General features: G+C 44.4%; 9 protein-coding genes and 1 pseudogene. 2 read left to right on the forward strand and 8 right to left on the reverse strand.

From position 1 onward, the window contains the following. Positions 1-151: 151 nt before the first annotated feature. The 6 genes and pseudogenes from ahr to recG all read right to left on the reverse strand — a co-directional run bounded on the left by ahr (position 152) and on the right by recG (position 10,521). A pseudogene (ahr, locus tag CXF61_RS04040) lies at positions 152-1,153 on the reverse strand (NADPH-dependent aldehyde reductase Ahr). A 285-nt stretch (positions 1,154-1,438) separates the two neighbouring features. Then, positions 1,439-2,374, reverse strand: a complete 936-nt coding sequence (locus tag CXF61_RS04045; RefSeq protein ID WP_160023435.1) for a DMT family transporter — start codon at positions 2,372-2,374, stop codon at positions 1,439-1,441. A gap of 89 nt (positions 2,375-2,463) precedes the next feature. Next, on the reverse strand, positions 2,464-3,174 hold the full coding sequence (locus CXF61_RS04050) for an AraC family transcriptional regulator (RefSeq protein ID WP_165597249.1): 711 nt from the start codon (positions 3,172-3,174) through the stop codon (positions 2,464-2,466). A 79-nt stretch (positions 3,175-3,253) separates the two neighbouring features. Next, positions 3,254-6,343 carry an efflux RND transporter permease subunit gene (locus tag CXF61_RS04055; RefSeq protein WP_165597250.1) on the reverse strand — a complete coding sequence of 1,030 codons (3,090 nt, stop codon included), beginning with the start codon at positions 6,341-6,343 and terminating at the stop codon, positions 3,254-3,256. After that, entirely contained in the window at positions 6,340-7,647 is a 1,308-nt protein-coding gene (locus CXF61_RS04060) for an efflux RND transporter periplasmic adaptor subunit (protein ID WP_165597251.1), read from the reverse strand. The genes CXF61_RS04055 and CXF61_RS04060 overlap by 4 nt, the downstream gene beginning before the upstream one ends. Positions 7,648-8,157: 510 nt before the next feature. Then, a complete protein-coding gene (gene recG / locus CXF61_RS04065) occupies positions 8,158-10,521 on the reverse strand; it encodes an ATP-dependent DNA helicase RecG (protein ID WP_165597252.1) in 2,364 nt (787 codons plus the stop codon). A 280-nt stretch (positions 10,522-10,801) separates the two neighbouring features. Between recG and CXF61_RS04070 the strand changes: the two genes are divergently transcribed. Beyond that, positions 10,802-11,806 (forward strand): patatin-like phospholipase family protein, encoded by a 1,005-nt coding sequence (locus CXF61_RS04070; protein WP_165597253.1) that lies wholly within the window; start codon positions 10,802-10,804, stop codon positions 11,804-11,806. 174 nt (positions 11,807-11,980) lie between these two features. On the opposite strand, the gene CXF61_RS04075 is transcribed toward CXF61_RS04070, so the two are convergent. Next, on the reverse strand, positions 11,981-12,571 hold the full coding sequence (locus CXF61_RS04075; protein WP_165597254.1) for a hypothetical protein: 591 nt from the start codon (positions 12,569-12,571) through the stop codon (positions 11,981-11,983). A gap of 398 nt (positions 12,572-12,969) precedes the next feature. Here CXF61_RS04075 and argA point away from each other — a divergent pair, with 398 nt between their 5' ends. After that, positions 12,970-14,292 carry an amino-acid N-acetyltransferase gene (argA, locus tag CXF61_RS04080; RefSeq protein ID WP_165597255.1) on the forward strand — a complete coding sequence of 441 codons (1,323 nt, stop codon included), beginning with the start codon at positions 12,970-12,972 and terminating at the stop codon, positions 14,290-14,292. Positions 14,293-14,432: 140 nt separating this feature from the next. Here the strand turns inward: argA and CXF61_RS04085 are convergent, their stop codons facing one another. Further along, on the reverse strand, positions 14,433-15,164 hold the full coding sequence (locus CXF61_RS04085) for a BamJ family beta-barrel-assembly machinery protein (RefSeq protein ID WP_057762133.1): 732 nt from the start codon (positions 15,162-15,164) through the stop codon (positions 14,433-14,435). Positions 15,165-15,289 lie beyond the last annotated feature (125 nt).

Raw genomic sequence — 15,289 nt, forward strand, 5'->3', positions numbered from 1 at the left:
CTTAGATCCAGCTCCAAATAATCTTCATATTTTAAAAACTGGTGAAAAGCAGAATTTCGATACAAAAAAATAGTGACACTCTATCTATTAATTAGAGTATCACTACTATTGTGCTTATTTAATGGCTACATTTAGTTGTCTGTAACGATATTTAGTCTCTTTCTAGCACCACTCTATAGCGAGCATTGCCACTCTCTAGTCGCTCAAACGCTTCATTAATCTCAGACATTTTGTATGTTTCAGTCACTGGCTGAATATTATGTCGCGCAGCAAAATCTAGCATTTTACGTAGCGTCGATGGTGAGCCAACTGGCGATCCTGATAGGCTGTTCTGAGCCATAATCATTGGTGCAGCCGATATCTCTAATGGCGCTTCTAACAGTCCAACAAAATGCAGCTTACCTTTTGGTCTTAGCGTCTTAATCACGACATCCCAGTTCATATCAACGTTCACTGTTGAAATGATTAGATCAAAAGAACCTGCGGCTTTTTCAATTTCGCTATCATCTCTTGAGTTTAGTGAATGGTGAGCGCCCATCTCTTTTGCTTCTTCCATTTTTGATTCACTGGTAAATGCCGTCACTTCACAGCCCCACGCATTGGCAAACTGTAATGCCAAATGACCCAAGCCACCAATACCAATTACAGCCACTCTAGAAGTTGGTTTGATGTCATACTGCATAAGTGGGTTAAACACTGTGACACCGCCACATAACAGTGGTCCTACCGCGTTAAAATCAAGCCCTTCAGGTATCTTGATGACGCTAGTATCTTTTGCGCGTACTTTATCTGCAAAGCCGCCGTGGTTACCGATAATTGTACCTTCTTGCTCAGGGCATAGGTTGTGGTCTCCATCGATGCATAGATCGCAGACATTGCAGTACCCTTTATGCCAGCCAAGTCCGACTTTATCACCCAACTCTAAATGCTGTACATGCTTGCCCTTATTAAGGACTTTACCTGCAACCTCATGCCCACCGACAAACGGATATTGAGTCATACCCCATTCATTTTGCCACATTCATAAGTCACTATGGCAGATACCGCAGCTATGTACTTCGATTTCTACTTCGTGATCGCCTAGAGCACCTGGATCGTATTCATAAGGCTCAAACTTGCCACCTTTCTCTTTTGCTGCGTATGCGTTAATCATAGTTGTTCCTTATTTTCTAGTTTTTTTAGAGATTAATTTATAGTGATTGGTTTATCGCTCTAGCAGCTACTCACCTATTAGTAAAATTAAAATAGTGCTATAAGATATAAACAATTTCTTTAATTAATTTGATTGGACAGACTATAGAAAAGACTAACCCAACTAATCCATTCAACTTACCAGTTTTAGACTAACGTCATACAAAGAGTCATACTTAATAGGCAGTAACTCATCAAAAATACTGCTTATCGTCAGAAATATTGCTTTGTTACTTATATTGCTTTGTTACTTGTACAGTGCACGCCTTCCTCGATAACCTGTCAGTTTTGGCGTCTTTATTACTTGCAGCAAGAGACAGATTATCATGAGTGACATTCCTAGCCAGCCGATAGGAGAGAATGTTTCACCGATTATAATGATAGCCAATATAGTGGCTACAATAGGTTCTAATAACGTAATAAGCGTCGCTTTGCTCGCCTCAATCACTCTCAACGCTTGACCAAAAAGTAAATAACCAAAGAACATCGGCGCAATTGCCAAATATAGGGCAACGCTTATATGTTTTGCATCCAAAAACAGGTTTTCCCCTGTTAATAATAATGATGGCAACAATAAGATCGCCGACAGACCAAACATGCTTGCCATCGCTGATTTCGAGTTTACCCCGTTCTCTATCATCTGACGTGCTGTCCATGAGTATGTGGCATAGGTCAATCCTGCAACTAACCCTAACAACACGCCTAGTATTCGATTATTTGCTTGTGCGTTTATATCCAAATATTGGGTTTTTCCCAAGGTTAGCAAAATGACGCCAACCACACCAAATATAAAACTTACCACCCATCGACTAGTGACTCTTTTATTGCTAATCAGACGCTCCATGATAAAAGTGAAAAATGGTGCACTGGCAATTGAGATCACTGTACCAATAGCGACACCAGCCAATCTCATAGAGGAATAAAAAGCCAAAGGATAGATAGCAACGCATAGGCTACCGATAAATAAGAGACTGGGTTTAGAAAGTAGTTTCTGTCTATCGCTTAGTAAATTATTCTTAGCATTCAATACTAGCAATACACCGCCTACCCCCATCGAAAACGCACCAACGGCTAATGGACTAACGTCAGGTATAAAAGCAGAGGCTGTACCTGTCGTTCCCCAAAGGACACTGGCAGCTATCACACATAAAATAGCACTTAGACTAGATTTATTCTGCAGCATAGCAGCTACCTCTAACGTTATAATGAATAACATTATTATAGAGAGTTATAGACTACTATTTGTGTAGATTAGACGGTTTGCATGTCTGGTTAGACGTGTTTTAATTTGGAAGGGGCAATACCAAAATATTTAGAAAAGCGGCGGCTAAAAGCACTAACATCCGTATAACCAACCAGTTCGGCTATGATAGCGATAGGTGAATCAGTATGTAGTAACAAAGCTTGTGCCTTTTGCATTCTGATCCTTGTGATGTATTCAGTGACGGTTTGGTTTGTTTGCGATTTGAAGTTCTTTTTAAACTGTGTAGCACTGAGACAAGAGATATCCGCCAACACTTCGACAGAAAGGTTTTTAGCAAAATTGTGGTGAATATATGCGACGACTTCTCTAATTCGAGCGTCATATTGCACAAATAGATTTTGTTGTTCTAGAAGTTTATAAAAGGTATCAAACATCAGTCTCTCGACTTCAGGATTGATTTGATACCTTAACTGAATTTCTGAAAACTCCAAGAATGCCAACAATGGCGCACTTATAGAAAAGACAATTTGTGATGAATGAAGCACATTTTCTGGCAATAAATCTGTATCCACAACGATAAACTTTGCATTCTCTTCAGCGTTAAAGTAGTGCTTTTCATTTGTCTTAACCACAACACATTCGCTTGGGATAACTTTTCCAGTATAGCTCCCAACTTCGATATTGATTGCCCCTCGCAAAGGCAAAACAATCTGATGAAAGTCATGAGAATGTCCTCTAGTTTGACGAGTATATGACCTAATTGAGAGCGTGTTAATCATTCAGCATTTTCCACATTGCTACTATCGTGTCTTGGCTCACTATTTGGTTAGCTATTTAGCTCTCTATGAGAAGTGACTATCAGAGGTCTCTAGGCTTACCATGTGGAGCCAGCCATTTAGCAAACCATCCCGATAGATCATCCATTAAGGTATAGACGACAGGAATAACAACCAAGCTCAATAGCGTAGAGGTTACCAGACCACCCAGTACCGCTGCTGCCATCGGACGCCTAAACGTAGGATCTGCATCACCCCAACCAAATACTAGGGGCAACATACCTGCACCCATCGCGATGGTCGTCATGATAATAGGCCGTGCACGCTTGCGACATGCGTCTACGATAGCCTCAAAGCGTGCCAGCCCTCGGCGCTGGGCAATCAACGCGTAATCAACCAATAGGATTGAGTTTTTGGTCGCAATACCCATAAGCATAATAAAGCCAATCATCGAAGGCATCGATAAGCTGCTATTAGTAATAACCAAGCCAACAAAGGCACCACCAATAGATAATGGCAATGCCATCAGAATGGTAAAAGGCTGCAATAAACGACCAAAAAGTAGAATAAGCACGCCTAAGATACAAACCACACCGACGGACATCGCAATGATAAAGCCACTAAAAAGGTCTGCCATGTTTTCGGCTTGGCCCTGATCAATGATGGTAATCGAAGGTGGCAGTTGCTGCATGGTCGGCACTGCTTTGACCGCTTGTACCAAATCGCCAAGCTCGCCACTCGCAGGTTGTACCGTGATACTAATGGCACGCTCTCGATCCAATCTACTAATCTGCGCAGGCCCAGTGCCAAAGTCTAGCGTAGTAACCTCACCGACGCGCACGCCTTGACCGGCAGGCATGGTACTCGGCACGTACAAACCTTCTAGTTGGCTAACATTTTGCTTAGCCACATCCGGCAGACGTACAACGATTGGTACTTGGCGCGTATCAAGATTAAGCTTGGACAATTGCTGCTCGTAGTCGCCTACAGTCGCCACACGTAGAGTCGTAGCGATATCTTGCGTGGTCACCCCTTTGTCAGCCATTGCCAATCTATCTGGCGTTACCGTTAGCTCTTGGCGTGGTAGACTGCGATCACTGGTTACAGCGCCTGCACTTGGTAGCCCCCGAATCTCAGACATGATTTTTTGTGCAGTTTGTTCAAGCAATTGCGGATTAGTACTGGTTAATGAAAAGTTATAGCCACTTTCACCACCACTCGATAGCCCGACTGTAAACCGTGCTCCTGGCACTTCTGTCATTAGCTTACTAATTTTGCGCTCTATCTCTTGCTTGGTGCCTCGTTCTGCACGAGGAGCAAGCACAATATCCAAACCGGCAATGTTTTCAGCCTTACCGCCGCCACCATCTGACGCACCCATCGACGCCTGTGCCTCTCCCACTGAGGTAAAGATATTGGTCACCTCAGGCATGGCTAAAATACGAGCACTCGCTAGCGCTGCCACGCGCTCAGTATCTGCCAACGACACGTCAGGTGTCAGCTCAATAGCTACTCGAGTTTGATCGATATCATTATCAGGGATAAATGACGTGGGTAGCAGCTTAACTAGAGCTAATGAGGCCACAAATAAAACAAGCGTTGCACCCATGGTTATCCAGCGATGATGTAGGGTCCAAGACACAATCTTAAGATAATACTTCATCATCGCGCTTTGTTTTTCGACGTGCTTTTTCTCAGGCCGCAAGATATAAGCTGCCATCATAGGGGTAATCAGGCGCGCCACCATCAGCGAGGCAAAAATTGATAAGGCAGCCGTCCAACCAAACTGACGGAAAAACTGTCCAACGATACCGCCCATAAAGGCCGTTGGTAAAAACACCGCAATTAAAGTAAACGTAGTAGCAACAACGGCGAGACCGATTTCATCAGCGGCTTCCATCGCCGCTTCATAAGGCGTCTTACCCATGCGTAGATGACGTATGATGTTTTCGACCTCAACGATTGCATCATCGACCAGCACCCCAATAACCAGTGATAATGCCAGTAGTGAAATGATATTAAGACTAAAGCCAAACAGATACATACCCAAAAAGGTAGGAATGACTGATAGCGGTAAAGCGACTGCAGCGACGATAGTCGCTCGAATATTGCGCAAAAACAGGAAGACTACCACTACAGCCAACAGACCACCCTCGATGAGCATTCTCAACGAGGCTTCATAATCTTCTGCAATGGGTGTGGCTCGGTCATAGACTTTCTCAATACTGATATTACCGACATCAGCAGTCAGCTTGGCAAGCTCTTCATCGACCAGCTCCATCACGTCGACCTCACTGGCACCGCGCGAGCGAGTGATGTTAAATGCCACCACGGTTTGACCATCTAGCTTAGCAATCGAGCTTGGATCTGCTGCGCCGTCAGTGATTTCTGCCATACGACCTAAAGCTTGTGTGCCCCCCGTAGGGACAGCCACTTGCAAATCGTTTAGCTCATTTGCTCGCTCAACAGCACCGAGAACACGGATGGTCTGAGTCGTATTGCCAACTTCCGCCTCCCCGCCAGAGCTGTCTTGCTGGATACCAGTGATTTGCTGCGATAATTGTGAAATAGAAAACTTTAGACCACTTAACGCAATTGGGTCGGCAGCAACCGTGATTTCACGCTGCAACCCGCCAACACGGCTCACGGTACTAACGCCTGGTATATCAGATAGCCGCTTGGTAACGGTATCATCGACAAACCAAGATAGATCCTCCACGCTCATATTTTCAGCAGCAACAGAGTAAGTAACCACTGGAAACCCAGCAGTAGATACTTTGGTAATAATAGGATCGTTAGCTGCCGCTGGCAGATCACCACGTACTTCGCCGACTGCTGACCGCACATCGTCTACCGCTTCTTGAATGTCTTTTTCTAAGGTGAACTCAGTGGCAATGGTCGCCGCACCCGTCTGTAGCGTGGTGCGAATATGACTCACGCCCTCGATACTGGTCAGTTTATTTTCGATCTTCTTTGCAATATCGTTTTCGAGCTGTGAAGGCGCAGCACCCGGTAGCGTGACCGTGACTACCACCGCTGGCAAATCTATGTCCGGAAACTGCTGGACTTTCATTTTCATGAAACCGTAAATGCCGCCCAACGTCAGCAGCACAAACAGCAAGATAGCGACGAGCGGGTTCTTTATCGAATAAGCGGAGACGTTTAAGCTCATGGCTGTGCCTGCACTGGCTTACTGGTTTGAGTTACACCATCAACAACACGCACTAGGTCACCATCATTTAAGAAGCTACCGCCCTGCTTTACGATACGGCTGTCACTTGGTAAAGGCTCTAGCACTGCTACGCTCTCGCCCAATCGCTCACCCAATGTTACTCGCTGCTGCTTGATACGTCCCATCGATCGATCGTCTCGAGTAGTCGACTCGGTAACGAGCATCACATAGTCATAACCATCATTGCTGACTACTGCGCTATTAGGAATCGTTTGCGTACTGGTACTTCCTAACAGGAATTCGCCTGTTTGATACATGCCTGCACGTATCTTTGAGTTAGCAGCTAGGCTGGCATAAATCGTAATTTGGCGGTTGTTGTCTGCGGTGGGTGCGATGCGGTTTACTTGCCCCATCACTGTATCACCACCCGGCAGACTGACTTGTACAGGCGTACCGACATTTATATCCCCGATAAGCTTAGGATCTATATCTGCTCGCCATTCCAAAACGCCGCCTTTGATAATCGTAAATAATGGATCTCCACCTGCCAACCTGCCACCTGCCACCTGCCCAACTTCTACCATTTTTTCACTGATAATACCGCTGACAGGAGCGACGACTTTTGCGTTCTCTAATGTCAAACGCTGATTGCTCAAACGGGCTTTGGATGCTTGCAAAGAAGCTCTGGCACGGACTTCCGAGGTACGGTAGCGGTCGGCTTCTTGTTTGCTGATGGCATCGATATCGATCAATGGCAGCACACGTGCAGCATCAGCGCTGGCATTGGCAAGGGTGGCTTCCGCTTCTGCGACATCTGCTTGCGCCTGTAGTACTTGCTGCTCCATAGCATCCGTATCGAACACGGCTAAAACTTGACCCGCTCTGACGCGGTCGCCTTCTTCGACCAAGATACGCTCGATAGCCACACCATTGACTTTTGCACTGACATTCGCAGTATCTTTAGCATTGATGGTTCCATCGGCACTGAGCGTGCTGCCGATATCATCTTGGCTTGGACTGACTGTTTCTACTGAGAGTACTGATTGCTCAATACTGGCATCGCTACCGGTTGCCTGATCGTTTGCGACAGAATTAGAAGCTGCTGACTCATCTGTAGCTGCACTACTATCATTGCCCCAATACTTGCCAAGCAGTACTCCAATCACTAGCACGGCTGCCAATACGGGCCACAGCCATATTGGTGGTTTTGCAGATGGCCTTTGAGATACAGTGTCAGTTTGACGATACGGCGGCAACTCTGACTCAGCTGCCGGCTTAGAATGGGTTTCTTCAAAATCGCTCATGATAACTCTCTGTAGGTACAGTCAATATTGAAATACTCGATATGGAATGACTAAAAATATCAATCATTCACAGCAATAATAAAAAGTGGCACGCAATCGAAGCAATGTTTGGACAGCCTGATATATAGCTATGAGCGTTACTTACAGAGAGTATTACGATGTTCTCTAAAGCACTGTTTATTATTATAATAGTTCATCAAATTATCGAGAATAGCATATATTTAGTCATCATCTTATTTTTATATATAGTGTCTAGCGTTCATAAACTTAATTGAAACTTAGACCTAGTATCTGTGCAATGTTCAAGGCATATCGACCGATTTAAAGAAATCAGAGCGCGTATAGCCAGTCGTTGAATATCTGATGTGTTCAACGACTGACTATGGATGGAGTGTTGTCTAAAAAGAATTTTAACATTGCTGCCATGCTGTTTGATTATATCCAGAGCTAGGTTCGATGACATACTGAACCTACTTGCCGATACCGATACTAAGCACTGATTACTAAACACTAGGCATTGGTATATCGACTTGCCTCGGGCATCCAGCGATGAATCAATTGGCTGACATCTGCTTTTCGCGCAGGGTCTGCTATCAAATGCTTCGCTAACCGCTGAGCAATGGCAAATAATTGCTCATCACGGATTAGATCAGCCAAATAGTAGCCAACGTTACCCGTTTGACGTTTGCCTAACAGCTCTCCTGGCCCACGTAGCTCTAAGTCTTTTTGAGCAATGACAAAACCATCGGTACTATCGCGTAGGACGTTTAGTCGCTCAGTACCTGTCTCTGATAGCGGCTTTTGATATAACAGTACACAGAAGCTTTTGGTCGAGCCACGTCCGACTCGCCCGCGCAGCTGATGCAATTGTGATAGCCCCAAACGCTCTGCATTTTCGATAACCATCAGCGATGCATTGGGTACATCGACCCCTACCTCGATGACAGTCGTCGCAATCAGCAAGTCCAAATTACCTGCCTTGAACTCCTGCATGATGGCTTGCTTATCGGCAGATTTCATTTTGCCATGCACCAGTCCAATACGAATATCTAGACGTTCATTTAAGTCCTCATAAGTAGCTTCGGCTGCCTGCGCATCCAATACGCTAGACGCCTCTACCAGTGAGCATACCCAGTACGCTTGCCTGCCCGCTTCGCAATTGATCGCGATACGTTCTATGACCTCATCGCGTCGATTGCGATCGATGGTTACCGTCGTAATTGGGGTACGCCCCGGTGGCAATTCATCAATGATTGAGGTATCCATATCGCCATAGACGCTCATCGCTAAGGTTCTTGGAATCGGTGTTGCGGTCATGATTAGCTGGTGCGGTGTGCTATTAGCAACGCCTTTATTGGTCAATGCCATGCGCTGCTCAACACCGAATCGATGCTGCTCATCAATGATAACCAAACCTAACTTAGCGAACTGAACTTGCTCCTGAAACAATGCATGAGTACCGACCACCACTTGCACGGTATTTTCTGCAACCGCTTCCAAAGCTTCGCGGCGCTGTTTGGCCGTTTGCTTACCTGCGAGCCAACCGACACCAATGCCCAATGGCTCAAACCATTGCTTAAAATTCAGTAGATGCTGCTCTGCCAAAATCTCAGTCGGTGCCATTACCGCGACCTGCCAGCCACTATCGAGCGCATAACCTGCCGCCCCTGCTGCCACCAACGTCTTGCCAGCACCCACATCACCCTGTACCAGTCGTAGCATCGGAATTGAGGTCGCCATATCCGCAGTGATGTCTTTCATCACTCTTTTTTGCGCACCCGTTAAATCAAAAGGCAATGCAGAAAACAGTTTGTCAGCAAGAGGACTGTTGATAGTGCATTTGGGCGCTTTATGCTGATGTAGCTGCTGGCGACGATATAGCAAACTGAGCTGATGCGCAGTCAACTCTTCAATAATCAAGCGCTGGCAAGCAGCATGCGTACGGGCACTGAGTTGGGTGAATAGTTTGTATTGCTGAGACGCGCTAGTATAAGTAGGCGGTGTATGCAACAGTACCAATGCTTCAAATATCGTTAAATTATAGACATTGTGCTGAGCAATACTGGCAGCGACGTTATGTATATCATTATCTGCCTGATAGTTAGAGGGACTGGGCTTATGTACGCTATTGCCAATCGCATTGCTAGTCACATTGTCAGGTACGCTGCGTGCTAACGTCGAAAAAATATCTTCGGTATATGCAGCCTCTGACACCGCTGATTTGGATGGCTCAAAAGGCACTAATGGCAAATCGGATACAACTGCAAAATCTTCAGCCGTAAACAATGTCATCGGCAGACCTTGGCTCCGAACTGTTTGCAATGCCAGTTTAATTAAAGTGCGCAGCTTGTTTTGATGTAAGCCTTTGACAGTAGGGTAAATAGGCTGCAATCCCGTATCAGTCATGACTGTATTATCAGTGATAACTTGATATTCAGGATGATGTATCTGCTTACCGTAACGGCTGACTTTAACCTCACCAAACAGCTGTAAGCGCGTTCCCAAGTTCATGGTCTGTACCAGACCGCGATAGACCTTAAAAAACCGCAACGATATCGTACCCGTATCATCGTCCACCGTCACAGTCATCCCACTGCGCTTGGTATCGACATGAACGATATGACCAGTAATTAGCGCTGATTGTCCATGCTCTACATCAGCGATTGATACCAGTCGACTACGATCTTCATAATCACGGGGCAAATGTAATAGCAAATCGAATATCCGCTTGATATTTAACTGCGCCAACTGCTCTGCGACTTTTACCCCTACACCTGCTAGCGCAGACACTGGCATATCTAGTGCTGACAACGGTATGTCAGATCTAAAGTGATCTGACGAGTTGGCTGAGGCATGACTCTCCGATATTGGCATTAAAGATCCTAACAATATTATTTTTAATTTTTGTATGCTAAATCGAGCATTTTTAATAGGCTGCATATAATGGCTTATGCCATAAAATAGCGATAACAATAGTGTGCATAAAGACGTCGACTCATTTCATTATAGCTGACAATACAATTGCTTATGCTAGGCTATTTAGTAAAATAGCATCTATACAGTCCATCTACTATAGATAAACCGCTTCTTCTCATCATACCAATAACTGATGTCTTATTTTTTGAATTATGGCAATTCCATAAGGTGTTTTTCTATGCTTATTTCTATTTTGCCTCGTCAGTTTCGTCACAATCTGATTCGTCATAATCTAAAAATACTGAGGTTGAGTTTAATACCTATTCTCGGTTTTTATATTAGTGCGTGTAGCACGTTGACATCTACTACTCCCAAAACTCCAGAGCCTGTTATTAAAGCCCCTACTGTCGCACTGGTATTGGGTGGTGGCGGTGCAAAAGGGTTTGCCCATGTGGGCGTCATCAAAGCTCTAGAGGAAAACGGTATCAAACCAACATTGGTGGTCGGTACAAGTGTGGGGAGTTTGATTGGCAGCTTGTACGCCAGTGGTTACACGCCTGCCCAGCTTGAGCAATTGGCATTGACTACTACTGATAGCCAGCTCACAGACTTTACCTTGTCCAATCAAGGTTTTATCGAAGGTATTAAGTTAAAAAACTTTATTAATAGCAAAGTGAATGCGCGTGCTATAGAGGATTTCCCTATTGCTTTTGCGGCAATCGCGGCAGAGAAACACACACTGAAGAAAACAGTCTTTACCATTGGTGATGCTGGGCTTGCCGTACAAGCATCCTGTAGCGTGCCCAATATTTTTATTGCCCCGCGCATTCCTGAAAAGGTCGGTAAAAAATATATCGATGGCGGTGTGGTCAGTTTAGTACCCGTAGATAGCGCCTATGACTTAGGTGCTGACATTGTCATTGCTGTAGATGTGACGGGAGCTCAAGGCAGTGGTAGTACTAATAATCAAATACCGACTATGAACTCATTAAGTGACTTTTGGGGCTTTCTAGAAACTAATATTCTAGCTACCAACCTGACGGCTAATCGATCCTTATCAAGTCAGAGTGAGCGGAATCGAGCGGATATTGTTATTACTCCTAATATCGGTCGTAACAGTTCAATAGATACTAGTCAGCGACGCAGTCTGATACAAGCAGGTGCTCAAGCTACAACGCCGCAAATCAATGTAATTAAACAACTTATCCAAGAGAAATCTAGTAGCCAATATACCACGCTGTAATTGAGTACTTTTACTTACTTATCAGCAAAATTATCAAACGTCCTAACACACCATAAAAAAGCACCGCAGCTATAAACTGTGGTGCTTTTTTATTGATAGTTTGTAGTACTAAATGGATAGTTTTCAGTGCTAACTACATCAATGCTAGCTAAATTCTAATCCAAAAACTCAGGACTATTTAACGCGCGCGCGATATTTTACAGCGACGGTATCATTTAGACCTACGCCTTCTAGATCCCAACGTACCGCTTTATAATATTTAAGCGCGACATCTTGTAGCTGATTATCTACTTTGGTACGTAATGGCATACGAGCAAAATTATTGCCATCTACACTGCCATATGGGAATTCAGGAGCAACCGTTTTTAATAGTTCTACCTGCTCTGGAATACTCATCGTAACGGTCATTTTACGTACGCGATCTGCATTGGTATTGGTGAAGTACCCCTGATACTCCAATACATTACCTGACTGCAAACGCGTGTTGGTATCTACAGGGACGAGCACTTCTTGACCGTTGGCATCGACACTAACCAATGACGCTGTGATTCTACTATTAACGGCCTGAGCACTTGAATTGCTGCTCTTATTAGCATTTGCTTGAATAGCCATCGAGGAGCTATCAACCGCTTGCTCTGGTGTTGGCAGCATCGCTGAGGCTTGTGTAACTACCATTGCACCGATGAGCGTACCGGCAACAACGTGAAATAAGCGGTGGCCGCTCCAAGCACTGAACGGGCTAGCAAACTGGTTACTTTTTTTCATGATTTTCATTATCCCTGGTTGATATATCGGTAAAACACAGATGATGCAACTTAAGTTATTTTTATAATTTGTTCAACACATAAAACGCATTACGATGTATATAAGATATCGTTGTGAAATAGCTCATGCAATCTATGAAACACATGAACTCACTTATCTAACCTGATTATCTTCGCTCAGCATCTGTAAAGCAATAGCGCTTAGCATAACAAAAAGCATTTGTACGTACATTAACCCAGTGTTGAGGTTGTGTATATCAGCGATTGGCAATCAGAATGCTTGAATACAGCTGAAATAAAAGATAGCTCATAACCGCGTTTTTTGCTATGGTAAATCTTTAGCGTTAGGCATTTTTTTGCTGCGCCCCTTTTCTTATTCTAACGACTACTGCTCCCATTATGACTACTAGCTCCATGCCCCAGATCAACCCTGAATACGTTCATTGGTTCCGTAACTCTGCACCCTACATTAATACCCATCGCGGCAAAACTTTCGTGATCATGTTTGGTGGTGAAGCGGTCAACCATGCGAACTTCAGCACACTTATTCATGATTTTGCCTTGTTGCATAGCTTGGGTATCAAGCTGGTACTGGTACACGGGGCACGACCGCAAATCGAAAAGAATTTAAAAGACGCTAATATTGAATCGCCGCTACATCAAGATATCCGTATTACGCCACGTGCGGCGATGCCATCTATCTTACAAGCCGTTGGTGCTATTCGTTTACAGATTGAAGCTCAGCTATCAATGGGGCTGGCCAACTCTCCGATGTATGGTTCACGTATCGATGCGATATCGGGTAATTTTGTGACAGCTCGTCCATACGGTATCCGTGAAGGTATTGATTACCAAATGACGGGTGAAGTGCGTTCTATCGATGTAGAAGCCATCAAAAATAATCTACTTCATGACCATATCGTTGTTTTAGGCTCGATGGGCTACTCTGCGACTGGCGAAGTATTTAACTTATTAGCGGAAGATGTTGCCCTAAGCGCTGCCGTAGCACTGGGTGCTGACAAGCTTATATTCTTAGGCGAAGAAGCGGGTATCAACGACGACGATCGTTTATTACGTGAAATGATTCCTAATGAAGTAGATCGTTTCTTACGTGATCGCGATTTAAATTGCGAAATCAATTATTTCTTGAATTGTGCAAGCTTGGCCTGTCGTCAAGGTGTGCATCGCACGCATATTATCTCGTATGCCAAAAACGGCGCATTACTAGAAGAGCTATTCACACGTGATGGTTCTGGTACGCTGATTAGCCACGATCCTTATGAAGAAATTCGCCGTGCCAATATCGATGACGTGGTTGGTCTTATTGAGCTGCTGTCACCTCTAGAAGAGCAAGGCATCTTGGTCAGTCGTTCACGCGAGCGCTTAGAACAAGAGATTGATAATTATAGTGTGATTGAGCGCGATGGTATGATTTTGGGCTGTGCAGCATTGCATACGCTAGATTCAGAGTCAGCAGAAGTCGCCTGTGTTGCCGTACGTCCCGAGTATCGTAGTGGTAGCCGCGGTGCAGATTTACTAGCGTTTCTAGAACAGCAAGCGCGTAGCCATGGTTTGTACAAGCTGTTTGTTTTGACCACTCGTACCGCACACTGGTTCGTAGAGCAAGGCTTTGCCGAAGTTGAAGCCAGCGCTTTACCTGAAGCACGTTTAGAGCAGTACCATAATGGCCGCAACTCTAAAGTCTTTCAAAAGAATCTATAATTTATCGCCAACTTGATATCGGCCTTGTAAGATCGAGGTCAGTCTGAGATAAAATATTAGTCGTAAAAAAGCCTTCATAATTATATGAAGGCTTTTTTGTAGGCTAAGCACCTAAACTGAACGATATCTGCTTTAGATACTTATTTTACTTTTAATAGCTCAACAGTAAAGATAAGCGTACTGTTAGGCTCGATACCAGCGTTACCCGCTTCGCCATAAGCGATGTCTGATGGGATATAGAACTCGTACTTTCCGCCTTCTTTCATCAACTGTAGACCTTCAGTCCAGCCAGCGATTACTTGGTTTAGTGGGAACTCGATTGGCTCACCGCGCTCATAAGAGCTGTCAAATACCGTACCATCAAGCAATTTACCTTCGTAGTTTACTTCAACCACGTCAGTTGCTTTTGGCGATTTACCCGTACCTGCTTTGATAACTTTATACTGTAAACCAGACTCTGTCTGCTTCACGCCTTCTTTTTTAGCGTTTTCTGCTAAGAATGCAGTACCAGCGGCTTTATTTTCTGTCGCTTTGGTTTCCATGTCTTTAACAAACTGCTCTTCTTGCTCTTTCTGATAGTCCATCAATACCTGTTGCATTTGCTCTTGGGTCAATGCTGATTCATTGCCTTCGTAGCCATCACGGAAGCCTTTTTCAAAAGTATTTAGGTCTAAATCTTTGACAGCGTCTTTGTTGCCTTCTGCCATCATGAAACCTAAGCTATAACCTACTTTTTCACTAGCTGAGCTTTGTTCAGTAATGGAAACGCTTTGAGCGGCTGTTTCTTGATTGCCATTGTTGGTGCTACAGCCTGTTACTAACAACATAGCGCTAGCAAGTGCACTAACGCCTAAAGTAGTGATTTTTTTCATAAAGTACTCTCTAATTGTAAGAATAGTGGCGAGATGTCACATTCCTCTATAATAACAAATCTTAGTTTTGGGAACCACGCTTTGCACGAAATTATCGGGCCAATGTATAGTCTATGTTAATATCT

Origin of the sequence: Psychrobacter sp. 4Dc, assembly GCF_002836715.1 — a bacterium.
Classification (GTDB): domain Bacteria; phylum Pseudomonadota; class Gammaproteobacteria; order Pseudomonadales; family Moraxellaceae; genus Psychrobacter.